Here is a 24092-nt window from a genome sequence, read left to right as displayed (position 1 = left end):
TATACACGTTCCATGCTTGCCTCCCAATGTTTATGCACCAACCTGCGTCGCGCCGCTCGTGGCGTCAGCAGGCACTACGACGGCGCTCTCGACGGCTTCGGGATCAACGTTGCCCAGTATTCCTTGCTGTGCAACCTGCAACGTCTCGATCAGCCGAGCATCTCCAGCCTGGCCGAAGCCATGGGCCTGGATCGCAGCACCTTGGGGCGCAACCTGCGGGTGTTGGAAGGCGAAGGCCTGGTGCAGTTGGTGGAAGGTGATGACCTGCGCAACCGCCTGGTGTTGTTGACCGAGGCAGGTGAGCAGCGATTGGCCGCCGCGTTACCAGCCTGGGAAGCAGCGCAGCAGAAATTGATCGATCAACTCGGCGCGGAAAAACGCGAAACCTTGTTGGCCTTGCTGGACGAACTCGCCTGACGGCGTGTTTGTTCGAATACAAGCGGGTATATACCCGCGAGCGGAGAATAAGAAATGACCTCGATGTGGCGCACCAGTGGTTGGATTCTTTTGGGGAGTGCGCTGATCCTGGCGTTGTCCTTGGGCGTACGGCATGGCTTCGGCCTGTTCCTGGCGCCGATGAGCGCCGAATTCGGCTGGGGCCGTGGCACGTTTGCCCTGGCGATTGCCTTGCAGAACCTGGTGTGGGGCCTGGCCCAGCCGTTTGCCGGCGCATTGGCCGACCGTTTTGGTGCGACCAAGGTGGTTTTTGTCGGCGGTGTGCTCTACGCCGTGGGCCTGGTGCTGATGGGCTTGTCTGATTCGGCGTGGTCGTTGTCCCTTAGTGCCGGCTTGTTGATCGGTATCGGCCTGTCCGGGACCTCGTTCTCGGTGATTCTCGGCGTGGTGGGCCGTGCTGTGGCGCCGGAAAAACGCAGCATGGCCATGGGCATCGCGAGTGCCGCCGGTTCGTTTGGCCAGTTCGCCATGGTGCCGGGCACCTTGGGCTTGATCAGTTGGTTGGGCTGGTCCGCCGCGTTGCTGGCGTTGGGTCTGATGGTTGCGCTGATTCTGCCACTGGTCGGCATGCTCAAGGACAAGCCGCTGCCGGTGATGGCCGGCCAGCAAACCCTGCGTGAAGCGTTGAAAGAAGCTTGCTCCCACTCCGGGTTTTGGCTGCTGGCGTTCGGCTTTTTCGTCTGCGGTTTCCAGGTGGTGTTTATCGGCGTGCACCTGCCGGCCTACCTGGTGGATCAGCACTTGCCGGCGACCACCGGTACCACGGTGCTGGCGTTGATTGGTTTGTTCAATATCATCGGCACCTACACCGCCGGCTGGCTCGGCGGGCGCATGTCCAAGCCGCGCTTGTTGACGGCGTTGTACCTGTTGCGTGCGGTGGTCATTGTGTTGTTCCTGTGGGCGCCGGTGACGCAGGTCAGCGCCTACCTGTTCGGCATGGCGATGGGCTTGTTGTGGTTGTCCACGGTACCGCTGACCAACGGCACCGTGGCGACGTTATTTGGTGTACGAAACCTGTCGATGCTCGGCGGGATTGTGTTCCTGTTCCATCAGATCGGCTCCTTCCTGGGCGGCTGGCTGGGCGGGGTGGTCTATGATCGAACCGGTAACTACGATTTGATCTGGCAAGGCGCGATTCTCTTGAGCCTGCTGGCGGCGGCCCTGAACTGGCCGGTGCGCGAGCGGCCGGTGGCACGCTTGCAGGCGCAGATGGAGGCGGCATGAGCATAGCGGTAAGGGGTGTGTTGATCGCGGCGGGGTTGATCCTGATGGTGCTGGCCTGGATGGGCTGGCAGCACGGTGGCCTGGCATTGATGCAACTGGGCATGGCGATCTGTTAAGTTCGTTGCCTGACTCTATTCAAGGACACACGACATGCAGATGCGCTGGCTCGCTGTACCCGTGCTGATGGCCATTGGCAGTGCCGCGATGGCCGCCAGTTGCCCGCCGTTGCTGGAGGGCCAATTGCCCAAGCTGCGGGCCAAGGAATCCATCGACTTGTGCCAGCGCTTTGCTGGCAAGCCCCTGGTGATCGTCAATACCGCGAGCTTTTGCGGGTTCGCGCCGCAATTCAAAGGGCTTGAGGCCCTGTATCAGCGTTACAAGGACCAAGGGCTGGAAGTGATTGGCGTGCCGTCCGATGACTTCAAGCAGGAAGCCAAGACCGGTGAAGAGACCGCCAAGGTCTGCTACGTGAATTACGGCGTGACCTTCACCATGACCGAGCCGCAGAAGGTCAAGGGGCCGGATGCCGTGCACCTGTTCAAGGTGTTGGCACAGCAGAGCAACGCACCGAAGTGGAATTTCTACAAGTACGTCGTAGACCGCCAAGGCAAGGTGATCGCCGATTTCTCCAGCCTGACCAAGCCGGACAGCCCGGATTTGATCGAGGCCGTGGAGAAGGCGTTGGCTTCCAAGCCTTGATCGCCAGCCACTGAAAAGCCCCGCCTCCTTTGCAGGAGAGCGGGGCTTTTTTACACCGGTCTGAATCAGAAGGTGTAAGTCATGCCCAGGCCGAAACCGTTGGCACTGTTCTCGTACTTGGCGCGGTAGCCCGGCGCGTCGGTACGTGTGACCTTGATGTCTTCTTCCTGCAGGTAGGAATAAGCCAGGTCGACGGTCATGTTATCCATGACTTTGTAGCCCAGGCCGACGCTGAAGATCGTACGGTCGCCAGTCGGGATACGCGGCGAACGGTCTTTGTTGTTGGTCGGCGACTGGTCGAAGGTCAGGCCGGTACGCAGCACAACCTGCTTGGTCAGCTGGTACGAGGTACCCACGGCGTAGGCCCAGGTGTCGTGCCAGTTTTGCGGCTCGCTGATGGTCTTGATCGCGGCAGCACCAATGCCCGACGCGGCCGTTACACCTTCGTTGTTGACGGTGATTTCTTTCAGGCGGCTCCAGCGGGTCCAGGTAGCACCGCCGTACAGTTTCCAGTCGGCGGTCAGGTCTTGAGTGACCGACGCATCCCAGGATTCCGGCGTGTCGATTTTCAGCGACGCGTCGTAACGGTTGTTTTTCAGCACGGCTTGAGTCGCGGCTGGACCGCTAACGGTGGTGTGACCTTCAAGCTTGTACTTGACCTTCGAATGGTAGGTCAGGCCAACGCGAGTGGTATCGGTGGCTTGAACCAGTACGCCGACGTTGAAGCCAAGGGCGGTATCGTCGCCCTTGATTTTGACGTTGGTGTCGGAGGCCAGCGGGCTGATGGTTTTTTCCGATTCCAGTACGCCGGAAATCCGGTTGATGGTCGGACCGAAGCCGATGGATACGCGGTCGTTGAATGCATAGCTGACAGTCGGCTGGAAGGTCATGACCTTCACTTCGCTCTTGCTGCCGAAGCCACGGCCCTGGAAGCCGTTTTCATAGTCGGTCACCAAGCCGAACGGTGCATACACACCAAAGCCGATGGCCCACTGATCGTTGAGTTTGTTGGTGTAGAAACCAAAGGGCACGGCCGTGAAGGGAACCATGTCGCCTTTGTTGGTGCCTTTGACGCCACCGCTCGCATCTTTGATGTTGGTCGATGCATCAATGGCCGCGACGCCGCCAGTGATTTGCTGGCCATTGAGGCGCGACATACCGGCAGGGTTACCGTAGACAGTGCTTGCATCATCGGCAGAAGAAGAGCGACCTGCGAAACCGGTACCCATCCCGCTGACGCTCTGTTCGTTGAGGGCAAAGCCGCTTGCGAACAGTTGGGAAGAGGCCATGGCAACGGCGAGGCTAAGTGTGGTCTTGAGCATTACTTTTTTCATTATTAGAACTCCGTGGTGATCACCGCTGCGGAAAGTAACAATAAATTTAAGTTCGCGCCATAGGCTGAAATGCTGGAGATAGAGCGGTTTTGTAGGACAATCCGACCAAAATTCAGGTTTTTTGACGAATCTTGCAAATTGCCCGGTCAGCAAACCACCTGATTCATGGGTGAAACACAGGTTTGCCAGGTTTGGGTGAAATCCCGCAGGCGTCCTTGGGGGTGAAATATTTCTTTCCAGATACGCGCCATGGCCAAGACATCGCCAGGCGGTGGCAGTGCGGGGTGATGTTGTTCTACCAGCAGCCAGGCGATGGCGGTGGCGTAACGCAGGTTTACGGTGAGCTCAAGTTGTGGCGCGCTGAGGAAGGCGTGTTGGCTGGCCAGCCCGCGTACGAGGCTGGCGCGCTCGGGGTCTAGCGCCAGGTAGTCGTCCCACAGGGCGCGATGGCGTGGCTCGGTGATGCTGTACAGGCCATGGCCGCGCCGGTCATGCAGGGCCGAGCCCAGTTCTGACTGGCTGGCCGCGATGCCCAGCAGCAGGGCTTCAGCAGTCGGGTTATGGCGACCCAGGTAGATCAACGTCGGCCGGATCACATAACGACATAATTCGCTGGCAGCGATACCCATACAAGCCTCAATCCGTGACGAAAAAGGTCGGCGAAGCCTGAGAGAGGGGGCTTGGCAGCAATGGATCGGATCTCAGGCTTGCCGGAAGCGGATCATGCCGCTTGAGTTGAAGTGTAGTGTCATATTCATGATGTAAAGGACTGTTTTTAAAACATCTTATTCATTTAGTTATATCGTTTATATCTATTCGTAATGAGTAAAAAAGCGCATATCAGAAACTTCAGGCAATAAAAAACCCTGTGTTTTAAACAGGGTTTTTGGTGTTTCAGCGACTCGGGTCGATCAGGCAGTCAGTGCCTGACGGGTACGCTCGATCACGGCCTGCAGCGGTTCTGCGCTGGAGTATTGATCGGGGTACAGGCGTTCGCTGTGACGAGCGATGCCGTGTTCGTTGACCAGGGTGAAGCTGAAGCAGCCTTTGCGAGCGGCCATGATCAGGCAGTTCATTGGTGCAAAAGCGTTGGTGAGGGTGCGAATGGCATCCTGAGTATGGATTTGAGCGTTCATATTATTGGTGTTCCTACAAATGACACGGATAAGAACCGTGCCGTATTAAAACGTTCCAGCGACGTTGATCACGATTGATCGAACGAAGAAACCGACTGGAACAAAGCAGCCAGTTTGAAGCGCTGATAAGTTAGGCGCGCTTGGGCTGGCAGGTAGGTACTTAGGAGGGCAGGCAGCACAACAGGGGCAAAGGTTCTGGGCCCGGGGTGAAGATCCTGATCAATTTGCAGGTTGGTTCGGTCAGAGTATCAAGACTTCGCGTCACCCTTTGCTTGTGCAAAGGCAGTGTCGTCGCAAGTGATACCTGGAAACCATCGAGGTGGTCGATCCCGCGTTGTTCGGGGGAGTTGTTCGACCAGAATTGACTTTCAGCTTGGTACTAACGCCGCGGATAGTAACGGATTGAAACAAGGAAAGGAAGTGTGCTAGCCAAAAAACTTAAATCAACCGCCCAGCAAGCCGCGATAGACCAGCACCGTGGCGGCTGCGGCCAGCGAGCAGCCCAGGGCATAGGCCGCCAGGGTCAGGCGCAATGATTGGCCGGCCTCGATCACGTTCATCACGTCGCGCATGTCGTTGATCCGGCCGTCGCCCAGCTCGATGCACAGGCTCACGGCGGTGAAGGCGGCTGACAACAGAATGGCGATGGCAAACAACGCACCGTCGGGGGAGGGCAGCGCCGCATTGATCCCCAACGACGTTGCGCAGATGGCCAGTAGCAACACGGCGAACAACAATATCCCTTTCATCGGCTCACTCACCGTTGCGCTATCGGTGGAGCAGTGTGGCGAGCCTGCCGGGATTTGAAAAGTGGCCGATTCGCGGGGGCGGTAACATTTTTGCGTCAAAGCGCTTTAAAAAAACCGGCGATATAACCATCGCATGGGTACTTGTGCACATTAGTTGCGGTGTGTGTAACCAACCTGTCAACTGCTTCGCAGGGATGCCTTTAGCCTGTGATGGAAATTTAAGTCAATGAAAAATCTCGCTTTTTTTAATTGGTGAAAAAATCGTCAGTTTGACTGCGGCCCCCGCTCCATGGGCCTTTGCGTGAGTTTAAGCGGGGTTGTCCACTGACTTATCCACAGCTTCTGTGGATTGTCCCGAGCGCTTGCTCTAGAACGGGCGTGCTGCGTTTTTTCAGCTTTACCTGTACGAAAAAAAGAGTAGAGTGGCGCGCCTTCCGGTCTGTCCCACAGTGCTTTATGAAGTTTCGCTCAGTATCACCTTCTGTTACCGATGCCCCCCAAACTGTTACCGCACCCAAGCGCTTCTCCTTGAAAGTCGCCTTGTGGTTGCTCGACAGTCCTCGTCTGGGGCACAACACCAACGTCAAACACTTCGCCGGGCGCTTGCTCAAGCAGCCTGCCCGTGACGGCGTCGTGGCCGCGCAGAGCCGCCTGGGTCAATTGATGTGCCGCGAATGCGGGAATGCGCGCGACCGCCGCATCGGCCATGACCTGCTGCGCCTGGCGGCCCGTGCGGGTGATCGGCGTGCCCAGCGTGAACTGGGTCAGGTCGAAGACTGAGCTGTCGCCACGCCCTGTGCTCCGTTAACCTCTCTCTTTTTCGCTGATGGCAGAAATGGCTATGGCTTTTGACTGGACAGGTATTGCCCTGGGCCTCGCTGGCGCTGGATTGCCGCTACTGGCTCTGTGCTGGCAGTTGCAGCGGCGCTTGACCGCACGCACCACCGGCTGGGAATTGCTCGAAGAGCGCCTGGCCACGGCACAGATGGCCCAGGAAGGCCTGGCCGCCCAGTTGGATGCGAGCCGCGATGAAATCAGCGACCTGAGCCAGGCCAACGCGGCCAAGCAAGCCGACCTGGCGGCCGTGCGCCGCGAAGTCGAGTTGTTGCAGATCGACCGCGACAATGCCCGCGACGCCGCCCATGCCTGGAACCTCGACCGCAACGCCAAGGACACCGAGCTGCGCCGCCTCGACGCGTTGTCAGCCGCGCTGCGCGCTGAGCTGCGCGAGCAACAGGACAGCCATCAACAGCGCCTCACCGACCTGCAAGGCTCCCGCGACGAGCTGCGGGCGCAGTTCGCCGAGCTGGCCGGCAAGATCTTTGACGAGCGCGAACAACGTTTTGCCGAAACCAGCCAGGAGCGCCTGGGGCAGTTGCTCGATCCGCTGAAAGAGCGCATCCAGTCCTTCGAAAAACGTGTGGAAGAGAGTTACCAGAACGAAGCCCGCGAGCGCTTTTCCCTGGCCAAGGAGCTCGAACGCCTACAGCAACTGAATCTGCGTCTGTCCGACGAAGCCACCAACCTGACCCGCGCCCTCAAGGGCCAGAAAACCCAGGGCAACTGGGGCGAGCTGATCCTTGAGCGGGTGCTGGAACACGCCGGCCTGGAGAAGGGCCGCGAGTACCAGACCCAGGTCAGCCTCAAAGGGCCGGACGGCGAACGCTTCCAGCCGGACGTGTTGATCATGCTGCCCGGCGACAAGCAGGTGGTGGTCGATTCCAAGGTCAGCCTGACCGCCTATCAACAGTATGTCGGCGCGGATGATGAGGTGATCGGCCAGGCGGCGTTGAAGCAGCACGTCCTGTCCCTGCGCAATCACGTCAAAGGCCTGGCCGGCAAGGATTACAAACGCCTGGAAGGCTTGCACAGCCTGGATTTCGTGTTGCTGTTCGTGCCGATCGAAGCGGCGTTTTCCGCCGCGTTGCAGGCCGAACCCAACCTGTTCCAGGAGGCGTTCGACCGCCATATCGTGATCGTCAGCCCAACCACGTTGCTTGCCACCCTGCGGGTGATCGACAGCCTGTGGAAGCAGGAGCGACAAAGCCAGAACGCGCGGGAAATCGCCGAGCGCGCCGGATGGCTGTACGACAAGTTCGTGTTGTTTATCCAGGATCTGGATGAAGTGGGCAATCGGCTGCAGCAGTTGGATAAGGCTTACAGCTCGGCGCGGAACAAGCTGACAGATGGACGCGGAAATCTGGTCAGTCGTACCGAGCAATTAAGGTTGCTGGGTGCGCGCGCCAGCAAAAGTCTGCCGGCAGATCTGCTGGAACGGGCAATGACCGATTCCGATGGCGTAGCCCATCTCCCTGAATAAACACTGATCAAAAATGTGGGAGCTGGCTTGCCTGCGATAGCGGCGGGTCAGCAGCACATAGGCAAGCTGATCCACCGCTATCGCGGGCAAGCCCGCTCCCACACAAGCCAGCTCCCACAGGGATATGTGCCAAGTCTGCCTACAGCGGCAAATGCCGACTCAGCAACGCCCGCAACGCCGCTGGCTTCACCGGCTTGGCCAGGTAATCCAGCCCCGCCGCATGCACCTCGGCGACCATCTCCGCCCGGCCATCAGCGCTGATCACCACGCCAGGAATCGGCTCGGCCAATTGTGCGCGCAGCCAGCCCATCAACTCGGTACCCGTCTCGCCATGGTCCAGGTGGTAATCCACCAACGCCAGTTGCGGGCGCACGCCGTCGGCCAACAGCGCCGCACATTGCGCCTGGTCGGTGGCGGTCCATACCTCGCAGCCCCAGCGACTCAACAGGCTGCGCATGCCGATCAAGATGCTTTCTTCGTTATCCACGCACAGCACTTGCGCGCCGCTCAATGGCAAGCCGCTTTCTTGCGCGCTCTTCACCTGCGGGCTCGCCTGGTTGCGCGCCAATGGCACCCGCACGCTGAACACGCTGCCCTTGCCGGGCCATGAGCGCACGCTCAAACGGTGGCCCAGGACGCGGCACAGGCCGTCGGCAATCGCCAGGCCCAGGCCCAGGCCTTTTTCCGCGCGGGTCTGGTGGCTGTCCAGGCGCTTGAATTCTTCGAAGATCACCTTCTGTTTATCCAAGGGAATGCCGGGGCCACGGTCCCACACCTCCAGGCACAACTCGCCCTTGCGCCGGCGTACGCCAAGCAGCACCGGGCCGTCGGCATAACGGAAGGCGTTGGTGAGAAAATTCTGCAAGATCCGCCTTAGCAGCTTGATGTCACTGTCGACTCGCAGGCGGCTGCCGCGCAGGCGGAAGCGCAAGCCTTGTTCCTGGGCCAGGGCCTTGAATTCGGCGCCGAGGGTGTCGAACAGGTCGTTGAGGGCGAAGGGCTGGCGCTGGGGGTTGATCTTGCCGTTTTCCAGGCGCGAGATGTCCAGCAGGTCGCTGATCAGGTCTTCGGCGGAGCGCAGCGAGCTGTCCAGGTGCTGCACCAATTGCCGCGCTTCGCCGGACAGGCCGTCGTTCTGGTGGGACAGGGCGGCAGAGAACAGGCGTGCGGCGTTCAGCGGTTGCATCAGGTCATGGCTGACCGCGGCGAGGAAGCGCGTCTTCGATTGGCTGGCGGACTCGGCCACGCCCTTGGCGTCGGTGAGCGCCACATTCAGCTGCGACAGTTCATGGGTGCGCTCGGTCACTCGTTGTTCCAGGCCTTCGTTGGCCTCGGTCAGCGCTTGCTCGGCTTCGCGGAAGGCGGTGATGTCGGTGAAACTCATGACAAAACCGCCGCCTGGCATCGGGTTGCCGATCAACTCGATCACCCGCCCGTTGGGGAACAAACGCTCGGAGGTGTGCGCGCGGCCCTGGCGCATCCAGTGCAGGCGGCGCGCCACGTGTACTTCCGCCTCGCCCGGCCCGCAGAGGCCGCGCTCGGCGTTGTAGCGAATGATGTCGGCAATCGGCCGGCCGACGCTGATCAAGCCTTCCGGGTAGTTGAACAGCTCCAGGTAACGTCGGTTCCACGCCACCAGCTTGAGGGACTGGTCCACCACGCTGATGCCCTGGGTGATGTTTTCAATCGCGCCTTGCAACAACGCCCGGTTGAATTGCAGCACCTCGGAGGCTTCGTCGGCGATCCGTACCACGTCCTCCAGTTGCATTTCCCTGCCTTCAATCGCGGCTTTTACCACAGCCCGTGTCGACGATGCGCCAAGTACGCCGGCCAGCAGGCGTTCGGTGTGGGCGATCCAATCGTTATCGGCATTTTGGTTGGGGTTGAAGCCTTTGCCCTGGCGGTAGGCGAAACGGATAAAGCTCTGCTGGGCGCGTTCTTCACCGACAAAACGCGCCGCCAGGCTCAGCAGGTCGCTGATCTGCACCGACAACATCGAACGCGCACTGGCACGCTGGCTGATTTCCTGGCCAATAAAGCGTCCAGCCTGCCAATGCTCGGACACCCGTGTGCGGGACAACATCGACACCCAGACGAACAGGGTGAAGTTGCCCGCCAGGGAGAACACGGTACCCAGGGTCAGCGAGGTCACCGACAAGCCAAACGGGTGGGAATGCATCCACGTCAGGCCGGGGAAAAGGCTCAGGGACCAGCCGAGACTTTTCGCCGTCACCGGTAGGACCAGGGTGTAGAACCACAGGAAAGTGCCCGCCGCCAAACCGGCAAATACGCCGCGCCGGTTCGCTTGTTTCCAATACAGCGCGCCGAGCATGGCGGGTGCCAGTTGCGTCACGGCGGCGAAGGCGATCTGGCCGATGGTCGCCAGGCTCGCCGTGGAGCCCAGCAAGCGGTAGCTCACGTAGGCCAGCAACAGAATGATCACAATGCTGACCCGGCGCACCGACAGCATCCAGTGGCGGAACACTTCGAACGGTCGCTCGGCGCTGGAGCGGCGCAACAGCCAGGGCAGCAGCATGTCGTTGGAGACCATGGTGGACAGGGCGATGCTCGCCACGATCACCATGCCGGTGGCCGCCGAAGCACCACCGATAAACGCCAGCACGGCGAGGGCCGGGTGGGCTTCGGCCATCGGCAGGCTGATCACGTAGGAATCCGGCAGCACCGAGCCAGGTAGTAGCATCTTGCCGCCAAGGGCGATAGGGATGACGAACAGTGCGGCGAGAATCAGGTAGGCAGGGAACACCCATTTGGCCAGGCGTAGGTCCTGGGGGTCGATGTTCTCCACCACCGTCACATGGAACTGCCGTGGCAGGCAGATGATCGCCATCATGGCCACGCCGGTCTGTACCACCATCGAGGGCCAGTTGACGGTTTCTTTCCAGTATTCCTCCAGGCGCGGCGCGAGCATTGCCTGGTTGAACAGGTCGCCGAAACCGTCGTACAGGCCGTAGGTCACAAACGCGCCGACGGCGAGAAAGGCGAACAGCTTGACCAGCGATTCAAACGCGATCGCCAGCACCATGCCACGGTGGTGTTCGGTGGCGTCGAGGTTGCGGGTACCGAAGACGATGGTGAACAGCGCCAGCACCAGTGACACGATCAAAGCCGTGTCCTGGGCGCGGGTGCCGGTGGTGTCTGCGCCGGCGCCGATCAGCAGGTTCACGCCGAGCACGATGCCTTTGAGTTGCAGGGCAATGTAGGGCAGCACGCCGACCAGGCAGATCAGGGCGACCACTACGGCGAGGGATTGGGATTTGCCGTAGCGTGCGGCGATAAAGTCGGCAATGGAGGTGATGTTTTCCTGCTTGCTGATCAGGATCATCTTTTGCAATACCCAGGGTGCCAACACCAGCAGCAGGACTGGTCCCAGGTAGATCGGTAAAAACGCCCACAACTGTTCGGCGGCTTGGCCTACAGCGCCGAAGAAGGTCCAGCTGGTGCAGTAGACCGCCAGTGACAGGCTGTAAACCCAGGCGCGCACGCGTGGTGGCAGTGGCGCACGGCGGCGGTCACCGTAGAAGGCGATGGCAAACATAATGGCCATATAGGCCAGGGCAACGGCGGCGATCAGCCCGCTGGACAGCGTCATGGTAACTCCGAGCAGAAGAACACCCAGGCATTCCAGGCCTGGTGGGGCAGTTTCGCATGATGCCGGGGGTTAGTCAGTGTCGACCAAGGTCGCGTGAGGGGGAATGTCGCAGGCGCGCGTTTAGCGCGGCGGCAGGGTTTTCTGGCGCAGGATGTAGATCGTCACCAGTACGGCGCTGGTCAGCATGAACCCTCGTGCCCACGGCAGCGGCACCAGGTAGCAGGACAGGCCGATGCTCAACCACATCAAGCCGATGGCGTAGACCTTGCCTTTAAGGGGAATGCCGTTGCCGTCCAGATAGTCGCGAATCCACGGCCCCAGGCGCGGGTGTTCCACCAGCCAGTGGTAGAAGCGCGGGGAGCTGCGGGCGAAGCAGGCGGCGGCGAGGAGCAGGAAGGGTGTGGTCGGCAATACCGGTAGGAAAATGCCAATCACCCCCAGCGCCACGCTCAGCCAGCCGATGGCCAGCAGTGCGTAACGCAGGAGCAGCGATCGGTTGCCCATGGGTGTCACGGGCACGCGACTCAGTGGTGACGTGGCTTGAGGATCGCCGGTTTTTCGTCAGGGGCGTTGCACAGCAGGTACAGGGCGGTCAGGGCTTCCGGGATCTGGACGATCATGTCGTCCATCAGGTTGGCGTCGGAGGCGATGTCGGCGAACTCTGGCTGGTCGTCGAACAGGCCCGAACCGACCATGATCGGCAGCAGCATTTCGCTGACTTCTTCCTCGGCGGTTTCGAACCAGGCGGCTTCGCGCAGGAATACGCCTTCCATGAAGCCGATGCACCAGCCGCGCAGGTCGGAGTCATCCGGCTCTTCGCCCAGGTCCAGGTCGCATGGCAGCTCGAATTCCTCGTCGGAGGCCAATTGGCGACCGATGTGGGCTTTGAGGGCGATCAGGGTCGATTCGATTTCTTCGCGCTGGGCGGCGTCCGCATAGTGCGGCTCTTCGGCGAACAGGGCGTCGATCCACTCACGATCCGGTACTTCCTCGGAACAGATGGACAGGGCGGTCAGGTAGCCGTGGGCGGCCACGTAGTCCAGCGCCTCGTCATGCAGCTCATCGGCGTCGAGGAAGGCTTGCAGGCGGGTTAGTTGCTCAGCGAAGGACATTGAAGGACTACCTTGGGAATAAACGATGCTGAATTCTAGGCTTTCTTGAGCGCCCAGGCCAGCCGCACTGCATATTTGCCAGCTTTTAGATAGCCGTCGCTATTCGTCAGCCGCGCCCTTTGCCAGGTGCTGCTCGGGTATACTGCCGCGTTTTGTGATGCCCCTGCAGGCCAAGCGCCAACCCGCGAAAACTTCGCTTACGGATTATTTTCCGTGAGACCGGGTTTTTTCGGCCAGCCTGTACAGAGGGATTTCGGCGATATTTTGGAGTTTTACATGCTCGAGCAGGCTCAACGCGTCCTCAAGGACATCTTCGGCTACGACAGTTTTCGTGGCCGCCAGGGTGCGATCATTGAGCGCGTGGCCAGTGGCGGCGATGCCCTGGTATTGATGCCTACCGGCGGTGGCAAGTCGTTGTGCTTCCAGGTGCCGGCGCTGTTGCGCAATGGCTTGGCGGTGGTGGTGTCGCCGCTGATCGCGTTGATGGACGATCAGGTCGCGACCCTTGAAGAACTCGGTGTTGCCGCAGCATCCCTGAACTCCACCCTCAGCGCCGAGCAGCAGCGCGACCTGGCCGCGCGGATCAAGCGTGGCGAAGTGAAGATGCTGTACCTGGCGCCCGAGCGCCTGGTGCAGCCGCGCATGCTGGCTTTCCTGCAGAGCCTGGAAATCGCCCTGTTCGCCATCGACGAGGCCCACTGCGTGTCGCAATGGGGTCACGATTTTCGCCGCGAATACCTGCAACTGGGGCAACTGGCCGAGCTGTTCCCCGATGTACCGCGCATCGCCCTGACCGCCACCGCCGACAAGCGCACCCGCGAAGAAATCGTCGAACGCCTGCATTTGCAGAACGCCGAACGCTTCCTGTCGAGCTTCGACCGACCGAATATCTTCTACCGCATCGTGCCCAAGGAGCAGCCGCGCAAGCAGTTGCTCGCGTTCCTGTCGGAGCGGCGCAGCGATGCGGGTATCGTCTATTGCCTGTCGCGCAAGAAAGTCGATGAAGTGGCCGCGTTCCTCTGTGAGCAAGGCTACCCGGCGCTGCCGTACCACGCGGGCCTGCCCAATGAAACGCGCTCGGCGCACCAGAAGCGCTTCCTCAACGAGGAAGGCCTGATCATGGTGGCGACCATCGCGTTTGGCATGGGCATCGACAAGTCCAACGTGCGCTTTGTGGCGCATATGGATCTGCCCAAGTCCCTTGAGGCGTATTACCAGGAAACCGGTCGCGCCGGCCGTGATGGCCTGCCGGCGGATGCGTGGATGGTCTACGGCCTGCAAGACGTGGTGATGCTCAAGCAGATGCTGCAAAACTCCGAAGGAGACGAGCGCCACAAGCGCCTGGAGCAGCACAAGCTCGATGCCATGCTCTCGTTGTGTGAAGAAACCCGCTGCCGTCGCCAGACCCTGCTCGCGTATTTCGACGAAGACATGCCCGAGCCTTGCGGCCACTGCGACAACTGCACCGACGGCGTGCAGACCTGGGATGCCACCGAGCCAGCGCGCCAGGGCCTTTCGGCGATCTACCGCACCGGCCAGCGCTACGGCGTCGGCCACTTGGTGGATGTGTTGCTGGGCAAGGACAACGAGAAGGTACGCAGCTTCGGCCACGAAAAACTCTCGGTCTACGGCGTCGGCAAGGCCCGCGCCGAAGGCGAATGGCGCTCGTTGTTCCGGCAGATGGTTGCGCGTGGCCTTGTGGACATCGACATCGAGGGTTATGGCGGCCTGCGCCTGAACGACAGCTGCCGGCCGTTGCTCAAGGGCGAGGTCAGCCTGGAGCTGCGCCGCGACCTCAAGCCACAAACCACCGCCAAGACCAGCACCAGCCAGGCCAGCCAATTGGTACGTGGCGAAGAGCGCGAACAATGGGAAGCCTTGCGCACCCTGCGGCGCAAGCTGGCCCAGGAACACAGCGTGCCGCCGTACGTTATCTTCCCCGACTCCACGTTGTTGGAGATGCTGCGCGAGCAGCCGACGACGATGTCGGAAATGGCTCGGGTCAGCGGCGTGGGTGCACGCAAGCTGGAGCGTTATGGCCAGGCCTTCCTCGAAGTCCTCGGCGGCCAGGCCGAAGCGCCGAAGGAAGTCGCCGATATCCGCCACGAGCTGATCAGCCTGGCGCGTGCGGGCATGACGCCGATCCAGATCGCCGGCCAACTGCAATGTTCGGAGAAGAACGTCTATACCTTGCTGGCCGAGTCCATCGGCGCGCAGCAGTTGTCTCTGGAGCAGGCCCTCGATTTGCCGGAAGACTTGCTGGGTGAAATCCAGGATGCATTCCTCGACGGCGAGGGCGAATTGCCGCCGGTTGCGGAAATCGCGCCATTGTTCACCGGGCGGGTGCCTGAGGGTGTCTTGTACTGCGTACGAGCCGCTTTGCAGTCTGAATTCGAAATTTAGTGCGCCAATTACGACAATGTAACGAATCAGTACATAGCACCTCTTGCCTACTGGCAGGGCTCATGCTTAGCTGACTAATAATTAGCCACACTTTGTTTTCAGTCTAAATCATGAGTTTTTTATGCCGTTAACCGATCAACACCGTTTTGGCATGCAGTTGGCGCAAATGTCCCGAGGTTGGCGCGCCGAGCTGGATCGCCGCCTGGCGGGGCTGGGCTTGTCCCAGGCGCGCTGGTTGGTGCTGCTGCACCTGGCGCGTTTTGAAGAAGCGCCTACCCAGCGTGAGCTGGCACAAAGTGTTGGCGTCGAAGGGCCAACGCTGGCGCGTTTGCTCGACAGCCTCGAAAGCCAGGGCCTGGTGCAACGCCAGGCCGTGGTGGAAGACCGTCGCGCCAAGCGCATCTTGCTGTGCGACCCGGCCCGCCCGCTGATTGATCAGATCGAAACCATCGCGACGGCGTTGCGGCATGAGCTGTTTGTGGGTGTGGATGAAGAGGATATGAAAGTGTGCATGCGCGTGCATGGGCACATCCTGGCGAATCTGGAAAAGTCCTGATCCTGGAAGATATGTGGGAGCTGGCTTGCCTGCGATGGGATCACCGCGGTTTAACTGACAGACCGAGGCGCCTGCATCGCAGGCAAGCCAGCTCCCACATGCGTTCTTTGCTGTGTCAGAAGGTTTGTCCTAGATTCAAATACACCGCCTTCTGATTGGCATCGTTAAACCCATAACTGAAATTCAACGGCCCCAACGGTGTATCAAACCCCAGGAAAATACTCGCAGCGTTGATGTACCCGCTGTCGAACTCGTTATCGTTGTTCCACGCCCGGCCCCGCTCCAGGGACGCCCCCAGGTACAGCGGGAAATCCAGCGGCAAGTACGAACGCGGTGTCAGCCGGCGGTAGTACACCGCCCGCATCAGGCTGACGTTCTGCCCGGAAATCGCATCCTGGCGAAACCCTGACAGCTGCCGCGCACCGCCCAGCAGGAAGCTGGAAATCACCACGTCAGACTTATCCAGCGTGCGCCCGTAGCGCCCGCCCAGCACCAGCGTGTCCGGGCCATTGCTCATGGCCTTGTCCAGTTTGAATTCCCACTGCCGGTAGCGCTGGTCGGAGCCCAGCCCCGGTTCGAATTCGCGGTAGGCCAGGCCGATGTCTTCACCGGTGTGGGGGAAGTACACATTGTCCAGGGAGTCGAACGAGTACTTCAACTCGTAGAAACCTTCGCTGAAGCTCACGCTCGGCAGGTCGCGATCACCGATGCGCACATCCGCCTTGCCCCAGGCTTCCCCGACACCGAAGCGGATCTCGCCGCTGTTGCCGATCTGGCGGCCCACGTTCAAGCCGAAGCCGTAGCGTTCCAGGCGGTATTCGGAGATGGGGTCGTTGTCCAGGATCAGCTCGACATTCTGCGCCTGCGCGCTGATATACGGTGCGACGAAGTACCGCGAGCCCGTGTCCATCGGTTGGTAGAACTCGCTGTACAGCTCTTGGCGGTCACCGATCTGCACCCGCGTCAGCCATTCGGCACCCAGGCGGTTGATGCCATTCATGCGGTAGCTGGCGCCGAGGTTGAAGGCGCTGTCGCCGCGCATGTCGTCCGACAGGTTCAGGCCCAGGCGCAGGTAATCGGTGCCGCTGCGTTTGCCCCGTGCGCTAATCACCAGGGTGTTGTCCTGGCCTTTCTTGATTACGCGGTATTGCACCTGCTCGAAGTAATCCAGGCCATACAAGGTGCCCATATCGGTTTGCAGGCGCCCCAGGTTCAGCGGTTCGCCGAGGGGCTGGCGGATGTAGTAGCGGATCACGTCTTCGCTGACTTTCGAGTCGTTCTCCACGGTGATGGCGGTGATCACCGGCGTGCGCTCGCCCGGTGTGCGCGCCGCCACCAGTTGCGGGTCGACCGGCTCGGCGGGGCGCAGGTGGGCCAGGCGCAGGTCGAGGGCGCGGGTGGCGCGGTAGCCGGCGTCGATCATTTCTTTGGCGCGGCCAAAGTCGGTCACGCCAAAGGCGCCCAAGGGCGGCTGGATCAGCACGTCCTTGGGGTGCAGGGCCTTGAGTTGTTCCTCGGAATTGCTGCGCGTCATCAGGGTGATGGATTGGTTGAGTACATCCACCACCGTCGCCAGTTGTTTGCGCGAACGCAGTGGCGTGCCGATGTCCACCACAATGGCGATATCCACGCCCATCTCCCGCGCCACGTCCAGCGGGATATTGTCGGTCATGCCGCCGTCCACCAGCAGGCGGCCGTCCAGTTCCACCGGAGCAAACACGGCGGGGATCGACATGCTGGCGCGGATCACCTGGGGCAGGTGGCCCTTGCTGAACACCACCTTTTCGCCGGTGGTGATGTCGGTGGCCACCGCGCGGAACGGGATCGGCAGCTTGTCGAAATTGCGCGTGTTGCTGCTGTGGGCGAACATGCTTTCCAGCAGCAGTGCGAGGTTCTGGCCCTGGATCACGCCCAGTGGCAAGCCCAGGCTGCCGTCGTCGCGAAAGCTGAGTTTTTGTTTGACCAGGAAGTCGCGGTCATCCTGTTTGCGTCGAAACGGTACATCTTCCCGAGGCGGTGCGTCGGACAGTGCCTGTTGCCAGTCGATGCTCAGCGCCAGTTTTTCCAGCTCGTCGATTTTGTAGCCCGACGCATACAGCCCGCCAATCACCGCGCCCATGCTGGTGCCGGCAATCGCATCGATGTGAATGCCTTGCTCCTCCAGCGCCTTGAGCACGCCGATATGCGACAGGCCACGGGCGGCGCCACCGGAGAGCACCAGGCCGATTTTCGGGCGTGGGCTTTCGACGGCTTGGGCGAGGAGAGGTAGCAGGCACAGCAACAGGCAGGACAGCAGGCGGCGCATCATGAATCTCAAGGCTCGGCGGTAAAGGCCGCTATTATAGCCACCCCATGCGCCGAGCCCGTTACCCCAGGAGCCTCTCAAGTTATGTCCATGAACAAGCCCGAGATCGTCATCACCTATTGCACCCAGTGTCAGTGGCTGCTGCGCGCGGCGTGGCTGGCCCAGGAGCTGCTCAGCACGTTTTCGGATGACCTGGGTAAGGTGTCGCTGGAACCGGCCACCGGCGGTGCGTTTCGCATCACCTGCGATGGCGTGCAGATCTGGGAGCGCAAGCAAGATGGCGGCTTTCCGGAAGCCAAGGTACTCAAGCAACGGGTGCGTGATCAGATCGACCCGCAGCGCGACCTCGGGCACAACGATCGCACGCAGTAAAGGTCACCGCTCCAAGGGAGCGGTGACCGAGCCGCTACTTGGCAGCCATTTTCTGCTTGATGAACCCGACAACCCAGGTCAGCACCAGGCCGCCGAGGCCACCACCGGCAATGTTGGTGCCCACCGCCGCCACGTCCAGTGCCGCGCCGTCGGCTGTGCCGGTGAACTGCGCAATGACCTGGCCCAGGACCAGGCCGCCAACACCGCCGAGAAAGGTGTTGAGCCCGGTCCCCAGGCTCTGCTTGGTCATGCCGGCCAAGTTGCCGCCGACGGCACCACTGATGATCTGCACCAGCAAGCTGATAAGTGTTTCCATGATGAAACCCCTGCGTAGCGTTAATGGAGTGACCACTCGCTTGCAGCAACTTCAAACCTCAGGGCTGTCGTCGAGAAGTCTTTATCCGTTGAACGACGACAGACTGTTGCGGATCGCCAGAGTATAGATCAGGCCGTTGCCGTCGGCTGTTTGGCCTGGCTGGCACTGCCCATCAGCCCCGAGAGCACGATGGCGAGGATGATCAGCGCGCCGCCCAGGAGCATGCGCAAGGTCGGGGTTTCGGCGAACAGCAGCCAGGCCATGGTAATGCCGTAGACCGGCTCCATGGCAAACACCACCGACGCGGTACGCGCCTTGATCACCGCCAGGCTGGCGACAAACAGGCTGTGGGCCAGGCCGGTGCAGAACACCCCCAGCAAGCCGATCCACAACCAGTCCATGCCGCGCACATCCGCCAGCCCGGGGGCCGCAACCGGCAACAGCAACGCCGCGACCACCACGTTCTGGCACAGCGCGGCCTGCACGGCGGGAATTCTCCCGGAGCTGGCGCGATTGTTCAGCGACAACAAGGAGAACAGCAGCCCCGAGGCGATGCCCCACAACAGGCCGCCGGTGGCTTCGCTGGCCAGATTGAAGTCTGGGGTGACCAGCACCAGGCCGATGCTGACCAACACCACCAGCAGCACTTCGTTGGCGCGGATGCGCTCGCGGAAAATCAACCCTTCGAGGATCACGGTAAACGCCGGGAACGCGGTAAAGCCCAGGGTCGCGACCGCCACACCACCCACCTTGACGGCCATAAAGAACGTCACCCAATGCGCCGCCAGCAATACGCCGCTGACCAGCAGCCGGCGCCAGTCGCGGCTTTGCAGTTTTTTCCAGGGGGCATTGCTGGCAAAGCGTGCGAACACCGCCAGGGCGAGCACGGCAAACGCGGCGCGACCAAACACGATGATGGCCGGCGAGGCGGCCGCCAGCTTGCCGAATACGCCGGTGAGGCCAAACATCAATGCGCCGATATGCAGGGCGCCGAGGGCTGAACGGGGAGTCATTGCGATCCTTGAACGTACGGGTGACGAAAAACCCAGTCTAGAGGCATGTTGGCCTGGGTGTCTGTCGTCGGGCTCGCGCGGTTTGTCGCGGGACTCTTGCTACGGTGCGCGCCGCAACTGACCGGGGGAGGCGCCGAATTCCCGCAGCATCGCGGCGGCGAAGGCGCTTTGCGAGCTATAGCCGACGCGCTCGGCGATTTCACCGATGGGCAGCGGTGTGCCGCGCAGCAGGTCGAGGGCCATGTGCAGGCGACGGCTGCGGATGTAGTCCATGGGCGTCTGCCCGCATTCGGCCATGAACCGTGCATGCAGGCGCGCCGGCGACAGGTCGGCGATGCGGGCGAGGTCGGCGACCTGCAGCGGGTGGGCAACATGGCGCTCAATGTGCGCATTGAACGCGGCATACGGCAGGCGTTTGCCCGGCAGGGGCATGGCTTCTTGGGGGGCGTTAAGGCTGGCGAGCAGCAGCACCGCGCCTTGCTGCACGATCAGCGGGTCGTTCACCGGGCTGTGCGCCAGCCATTGCACCAACTGGTGTTGTCGGGCGTCCAGGGCCAGGCGCGTCGGTTGATCGAGCAAGCGGCGGCTGGCGTCCGCATGCTCCCCCAGCGACTGCACCACCCAGTGCTCGGTGGGCACGTCCAGCACCAGGCAGCGGCTGCCATCGCGGCTGTCGCAGACATGGTGGGCGGAGTAGGGCAGCACCATCACGCTGCTTTCACGCACTTGGCTGCCACGGCCCTCGACCTCGAAGTCCAGGTGGCCGGACAGGCCGAACACCAGCTGCGCATGGTCATGGCTGTGGTCAATCGGCGCTTGGGTGTAATGGCGTAGCGTGAGGATCGGTCTCATCGCGGTCTCCTGGGCAGGCTGTCGCAGTCTACAACGCTTTGCGGGCCCTGAGCGCTGTCATCAGACTGACGCACCGTTGTCATGGGCTATTAATCGCCAGGGTGCAAGCTCGCGAAAACACCGTCGAGGGATGCCCATGACCAGTGCCGAGTTCACCAAGCCCAGCCGCAAGCAACGGGTGCGTACCCTGTGGATTTCCGATGTGCACCTGGGCACCCGGGATTGCCAGGCCGAACATTTGTCGCAATTTCTCAAGGGCTACCACGCCGACAAGATCTACCTGGTGGGTGACATCATCGACGGCTGGAAACTGCGCGGCGGTATGTATTGGCCCCAGGCCCACACCAATGTGATCCGTCGCCTGCTGACCATGGCCAAGCGCGGCACCGAGGTGATCTATGTTACCGGCAACCATGACGAATTCCTGCGCCGCTATTCCAAGCTGATCCTGGGCAATATCCAGTTGGTGGACGAAGCGGTGCACGTGACCGCGGACGGTCGGCATCTGCTGGTGATTCATGGCGATCAGTTCGATGTGATCACCCGCTATCACCGTTGGCTGGCGTTCCTTGGCGATTCGGCCTACGAATTCACCCTTACCCTGAACCGCTGGCTCAACCACTGGCGTGCGCGGTATGGCTACGGCTACTGGTCGTTGTCGGCGTATCTGAAGCACAAGGTGAAAACGGCGGTGAGCTTTATCAGCGATTTCGAAGAAGCCATCGCCCACGAAGTGACCAAGCGCGAGCTGCACGGCGTGGTGTGCGGGCACATTCACCATGCGGAGATTCGCAAGGTGGGCGAGGTGGATTACCTCAATTGCGGGGACTGGGTGGAGTCGTGCACGGCTTTGATCGAGCACTGGGATGGGCAGATCGAGTTGTATCGGTTGGCGGATGCGCAGGCGAAAGAGGCGCAGCTCAAGGCTGAGATGGTTGCTGGCTGAAAGGTCGTACTCGGTCCAAATGTGGGAGCTGGCTTGCCTGCGATAGCATCACCTCGGTATACCTGAGGCACCGAGGTGCCTGCATCGCAGGCAAGCCAGCTCCCACACAAGCCAGCTTTGGGTTTCTTCAGTTGGATACGTCGGCGATTGCTTTGGCCAGCAGTGCCAGGCGTGTCGCATCAACCCCGGCAACGTTGGCCCGCCCCGAATTGACCATATACACGCTGTGCTTCTCGCGCAGTTGTCTCACCTGCTCGGCACTCAAACCGGTGTAGGAAAACATCCCACGCTGCGCCCCAATATGCGCAAACCGCTCAGCCAAACCGTGCGGCACCAAGGCTTCCACCAACCCGGAGCGCAACTGCGCAATCCGCGAGCGCATGGCTTCCACTTCACCGCTCCACAGCGTTTTCAGCTCAGCATCACCGAGGATCGTCGCCACCACCGCCGCGCCATGATCCGGTGGCGTTGACCACAAATTACGGGCGATATTCGCCAGTTGGCTGCGCACATCCGTCAGCTTTTCGGCATCTGCCGCGCATACGATCAGCGCACCGACACGGTCGCTGTACAGGCCAAAGTTCTTCGAGCAGGAACTGGTGACCAGCACTTCCGGCAGTTCGGCCGCAAACAGTCGCACGGCCCAGGCATCTTGCTCCAGGCCGTCGCCAAAACCCTGGTAGGCAAAGTCGATCAGTGGCAGCAACTGGCGCTCGCGCACAATCTGCAGCACTTGGCGCCAGTCGTCCTGGGACAGGTCAAAACCGGTCGGGTTATGGCAGCAGGCGTGCAGCAGCACCACGTCGCCCTTGGGTACGGTGGCCAGGGTGGCGAGCATGGCCGTCACATCCAGGCGGTTGTCCGCGCCCACGTAGGGGTAGTGGCTGACCTTGAGGCCGGCCTTGGCAAAGATGCTTTCGTGGATCGGCCAGGTCGGGTTGCTCAGCCATACGCCACGGCCCGGCAGGCTGTGGGCGATGAAATCGGCGCTCAGGCGCAGGGCGCCGGTGCCGCCTGGGGTCTGGGTGGCGCCGGCACGGCGGGCCTGGATCAGCGCGGAGTCGGCACCGAGCACCAATTGGCTGATCAGTGTGCCAAAGGCCGCGTTGCCGTGGCCGCCGATGTAGGTCTTGGTGGCTTGTGTGTCCACCAGGCGCTGTTCGGCCAGCTTCACTGAGTGAGGAATTGGCGTCAGGCCCTGGTCGTCCTTGTACACGCCGACGCCGAGGTCGAACTTGTTCGGGTTGCTGTCCTGGGCATACAGGTCCATCAGCCCGAGGATCGGGTCGCCGGGTACGCGGCCAATCGCGTCAAAGTGCATTATTTGCGGCCCTCGGCGTCCTTGGCCACTTCGTCGGTGCGGGCGGCCATGATGAAGTCATTGCGGTGCAGGCCTTTGATGGAATGGCTCCACCAGGTCACGGTGACCTTGCCCCATTCGGTGAGCAGGCCAGGGTGATGGCCTTCGGCTTCGGAGATGTCACCCATGGCGTTGGTAAAGGCCAGGGCGAACTTGAAGTTCTTGAACAGGAAAACCTTTTCCAACTGCATCACGCCATCGCGCACTTCGATGTTCCAGTCGGGGATCTGCTTGATCAGCACCGGCAGTTCTTCATCGCTGACTTGTGGGGCGTCGGCGCGGCAGGCTTCGCAGTGGGCTTGGTTCAAGGTGGTCATGGGAAAGTGTCCTGAATTCGAGTATTTGAAGGTCAGTGGCGTCACCCTAAAGCAACGCGGGGCTAGGGAAAAGACTCACCTGGCATCAAAACGTAAGGTTCACGCCGCCTTGGGCTTGGGGGGCTGCCTTTGGGGTAAAGAGCGGCGCGTGCAGACCCAGCTGCATGCCGCGTTCGACCATGCCCATGATGTCTTCCTGCGCCACTTCGAACAGGCGCTTGAGCTCTGGCAGCACGAAGTACAAGGGTTGCAGGATGTCGATGCGATACGGCGTGCGCATCGCTTCCAGCGGGTCGAAGGCCTGGTGCTCGGGCTCGGCGGACAGGCTGTATACCGTCTCCTTGGGCGACGACAAAATGCCGCCGCCGTAAATGCGCAGGCCTTGGGGCGTGTCCACCAGGCCGAACTCGATGGTCATCCAGTACAGGCGCGCAAGGTAAACCCGTTGCTCTTTGCTGGCGGCGAGGCCGAGCTTGCCGTAGGTGTGGGTGAATTCGGCGAACCAAGGATTGGTCAGCAGTGGGCAGTGGCCAAAGATCTCGTGGAAAATATCCGGCTCTTGCAGGTAGTCCAGTTCTTCACGGGTGCGAATAAAGGTCGCGACCGGAAACTGCCTGTTGGCGAGCAATTCGAAAAAGGTCTGGAAGGGGATCAGCGCCGGAACGCGGGCCACTTGCCAGCCGGTCGTCTCGGCCAGCACTTTGTTGATCTCGCCCAGTTGCGGGATGCGATCCAGGGGCAGGCCGAGCTTGTCGATGCCGTCCAGGTATTCCTGGCAGGCGCGGCCTTCGATCACTTTCAACTGGCGCGTGATCAGGGTGTTCCACACCGCGTGTTCTTCTGGCGGGTAGTGGATAAAACCTTGCGCATCGGGCTCGCGGGCCACGTAGTGCGTCTGCTTCATACGGCTCTCCTGCTAGGCATTCGTTCTTGTTATGTCCTGCGATGCCTCTATTGATACCCCGTAGCGGGCGAGACTCCATCCGTGTTTCAGGCTGGAATGTGGGAAAAG

The 24092-nt window shown here is 61.2% G+C and carries 23 protein-coding genes; 9 read left to right on the top strand and 14 right to left on the bottom strand.

The window, feature by feature from the left end; translation table 11 throughout:
* Nucleotides 1–12: 12 nt before the first annotated feature.
* From J1G37_RS21270 to J1G37_RS21260, 3 genes are all read left to right on the top strand, one after another.
* Nucleotides 13–417 carry a MarR family transcriptional regulator gene (locus tag J1G37_RS21270; protein ID WP_207045259.1) on the top strand — a complete coding sequence of 135 codons (405 nt, stop codon included), beginning with the start codon at nucleotides 13–15 and terminating at the stop codon, nucleotides 415–417.
* A gap of 63 nt (nucleotides 418–480) precedes the next feature.
* Complete coding sequence (locus J1G37_RS21265; protein WP_177325305.1) at nucleotides 481–1680, top strand: MFS transporter; 1200 nt, start codon at nucleotides 481–483, stop codon at nucleotides 1678–1680.
* Nucleotides 1681–1830: 150 nt separating this feature from the next.
* Entirely contained in the window at nucleotides 1831–2379 is a 549-nt protein-coding gene (locus J1G37_RS21260) for a redoxin domain-containing protein (protein WP_124526547.1), read from the top strand.
* Nucleotides 2380–2444: 65 nt separating this feature from the next.
* On the opposite strand, the gene J1G37_RS21255 is transcribed toward J1G37_RS21260, so the two are convergent.
* The 4 genes from J1G37_RS21255 to J1G37_RS21240 all read right to left on the bottom strand — a co-directional run bounded on the left by J1G37_RS21255 (nucleotide 2445) and on the right by J1G37_RS21240 (nucleotide 5598).
* Entirely contained in the window at nucleotides 2445–3713 is a 1269-nt protein-coding gene (locus tag J1G37_RS21255; protein WP_124526546.1) for an outer membrane protein transport protein, read from the bottom strand.
* Between the two features lie 146 nt (nucleotides 3714–3859).
* Nucleotides 3860–4342: a hypothetical protein gene (locus J1G37_RS21250; protein WP_124526545.1), complete on the bottom strand. Its 483-nt coding sequence runs from the start codon at nucleotides 4340–4342 to the stop codon at nucleotides 3860–3862.
* A 282-nt stretch (nucleotides 4343–4624) separates the two neighbouring features.
* Nucleotides 4625–4849, bottom strand: coding sequence for a hypothetical protein (locus J1G37_RS21245; protein WP_005790139.1), 225 nt, complete (start codon nucleotides 4847–4849; stop codon nucleotides 4625–4627).
* A gap of 443 nt (nucleotides 4850–5292) precedes the next feature.
* Complete coding sequence (locus J1G37_RS21240; protein WP_026136510.1) at nucleotides 5293–5598, bottom strand: hypothetical protein; 306 nt, start codon at nucleotides 5596–5598, stop codon at nucleotides 5293–5295.
* Between the two features lie 456 nt (nucleotides 5599–6054).
* Here J1G37_RS21240 and J1G37_RS21235 point away from each other — a divergent pair, with 456 nt between their 5' ends.
* A complete protein-coding gene (locus tag J1G37_RS21235) occupies nucleotides 6055–6378 on the top strand; it encodes a sel1 repeat family protein (protein WP_207045257.1) in 324 nt (107 codons plus the stop codon).
* 175 nt (nucleotides 6379–6553) lie between these two features.
* On the top strand, nucleotides 6554–7918 hold the full coding sequence (gene rmuC / locus J1G37_RS21230) for a DNA recombination protein RmuC (RefSeq protein WP_207045305.1): 1365 nt from the start codon (nucleotides 6554–6556) through the stop codon (nucleotides 7916–7918).
* A 139-nt stretch (nucleotides 7919–8057) separates the two neighbouring features.
* On the opposite strand, the gene J1G37_RS21225 is transcribed toward rmuC, so the two are convergent.
* From J1G37_RS21225 to J1G37_RS21215, 3 genes are all read right to left on the bottom strand, one after another.
* A complete protein-coding gene (locus J1G37_RS21225; protein ID WP_207045255.1) occupies nucleotides 8058–11528 on the bottom strand; it encodes a PAS domain-containing hybrid sensor histidine kinase/response regulator in 3471 nt (1156 codons plus the stop codon).
* Between the two features lie 120 nt (nucleotides 11529–11648).
* The gene (locus J1G37_RS21220; protein WP_124526724.1) at nucleotides 11649–12032 is read right to left on the bottom strand and encodes a YbaN family protein; all 384 of its coding nucleotides are present in this window, start codon (nucleotides 12030–12032) and stop codon (nucleotides 11649–11651) included.
* A gap of 20 nt (nucleotides 12033–12052) precedes the next feature.
* Entirely contained in the window at nucleotides 12053–12640 is a 588-nt protein-coding gene (locus J1G37_RS21215; protein WP_017734656.1) for a YecA family protein, read from the bottom strand.
* Between the two features lie 276 nt (nucleotides 12641–12916).
* On the opposite strand from J1G37_RS21215, the gene recQ reads away from it, so the two are divergent.
* Both recQ and J1G37_RS21205 read left to right on the top strand, forming a co-directional pair.
* Nucleotides 12917–15043 carry a DNA helicase RecQ gene (recQ, locus tag J1G37_RS21210; protein WP_017734657.1) on the top strand — a complete coding sequence of 709 codons (2127 nt, stop codon included), beginning with the start codon at nucleotides 12917–12919 and terminating at the stop codon, nucleotides 15041–15043.
* A 121-nt stretch (nucleotides 15044–15164) separates the two neighbouring features.
* On the top strand, nucleotides 15165–15599 hold the full coding sequence (locus J1G37_RS21205; RefSeq protein WP_207045253.1) for a MarR family transcriptional regulator: 435 nt from the start codon (nucleotides 15165–15167) through the stop codon (nucleotides 15597–15599).
* A 115-nt stretch (nucleotides 15600–15714) separates the two neighbouring features.
* On the opposite strand, the gene J1G37_RS21200 is transcribed toward J1G37_RS21205, so the two are convergent.
* A complete protein-coding gene (locus J1G37_RS21200; RefSeq protein ID WP_207045303.1) occupies nucleotides 15715–17904 on the bottom strand; it encodes a patatin-like phospholipase family protein in 2190 nt (729 codons plus the stop codon).
* Nucleotides 17905–17988: 84 nt separating this feature from the next.
* On the opposite strand from J1G37_RS21200, the gene J1G37_RS21195 reads away from it, so the two are divergent.
* The gene (locus J1G37_RS21195) at nucleotides 17989–18276 is read left to right on the top strand and encodes a SelT/SelW/SelH family protein (protein WP_124526539.1); all 288 of its coding nucleotides are present in this window, start codon (nucleotides 17989–17991) and stop codon (nucleotides 18274–18276) included.
* A 34-nt stretch (nucleotides 18277–18310) separates the two neighbouring features.
* Here the strand turns inward: J1G37_RS21195 and J1G37_RS21190 are convergent, their stop codons facing one another.
* The 3 genes from J1G37_RS21190 to J1G37_RS21180 all read right to left on the bottom strand — a co-directional run bounded on the left by J1G37_RS21190 (nucleotide 18311) and on the right by J1G37_RS21180 (nucleotide 20457).
* Nucleotides 18311–18592 carry a hypothetical protein gene (locus J1G37_RS21190; protein ID WP_017734661.1) on the bottom strand — a complete coding sequence of 94 codons (282 nt, stop codon included), beginning with the start codon at nucleotides 18590–18592 and terminating at the stop codon, nucleotides 18311–18313.
* 128 nt (nucleotides 18593–18720) lie between these two features.
* Nucleotides 18721–19605, bottom strand: coding sequence for a DMT family transporter (locus J1G37_RS21185; RefSeq protein ID WP_207045251.1), 885 nt, complete (start codon nucleotides 19603–19605; stop codon nucleotides 18721–18723).
* A 99-nt stretch (nucleotides 19606–19704) separates the two neighbouring features.
* Complete coding sequence (locus tag J1G37_RS21180) at nucleotides 19705–20457, bottom strand: AraC family transcriptional regulator (RefSeq protein ID WP_207045248.1); 753 nt, start codon at nucleotides 20455–20457, stop codon at nucleotides 19705–19707.
* Between the two features lie 136 nt (nucleotides 20458–20593).
* On the opposite strand from J1G37_RS21180, the gene J1G37_RS21175 reads away from it, so the two are divergent.
* The gene (locus J1G37_RS21175; RefSeq protein WP_207045245.1) at nucleotides 20594–21403 is read left to right on the top strand and encodes a UDP-2,3-diacylglucosamine diphosphatase; all 810 of its coding nucleotides are present in this window, start codon (nucleotides 20594–20596) and stop codon (nucleotides 21401–21403) included.
* Nucleotides 21404–21530: 127 nt separating this feature from the next.
* Here the strand turns inward: J1G37_RS21175 and J1G37_RS21170 are convergent, their stop codons facing one another.
* The 3 genes from J1G37_RS21170 to phhA all read right to left on the bottom strand — a co-directional run bounded on the left by J1G37_RS21170 (nucleotide 21531) and on the right by phhA (nucleotide 23984).
* The gene (locus tag J1G37_RS21170) at nucleotides 21531–22727 is read right to left on the bottom strand and encodes an amino acid aminotransferase (RefSeq protein WP_207045302.1); all 1197 of its coding nucleotides are present in this window, start codon (nucleotides 22725–22727) and stop codon (nucleotides 21531–21533) included.
* A complete protein-coding gene (locus J1G37_RS21165) occupies nucleotides 22724–23080 on the bottom strand; it encodes a 4a-hydroxytetrahydrobiopterin dehydratase (protein ID WP_017735186.1) in 357 nt (118 codons plus the stop codon). Before J1G37_RS21165 ends, J1G37_RS21170 begins: the two co-directional genes overlap by 4 nt.
* Nucleotides 23081–23165: 85 nt before the next feature.
* Entirely contained in the window at nucleotides 23166–23984 is an 819-nt protein-coding gene (phhA, locus tag J1G37_RS21160; RefSeq protein WP_207045242.1) for a phenylalanine 4-monooxygenase, read from the bottom strand.
* Nucleotides 23985–24092: the final 108 nt, after the last annotated feature.

It is taken from the genome of Pseudomonas sp. Marseille-Q1929 (assembly GCF_017316265.1).
Lineage (GTDB): Bacteria > Pseudomonadota > Gammaproteobacteria > Pseudomonadales > Pseudomonadaceae > Aquipseudomonas.
This window is presented reverse-complemented; position numbering and strand designations above follow the sequence as displayed.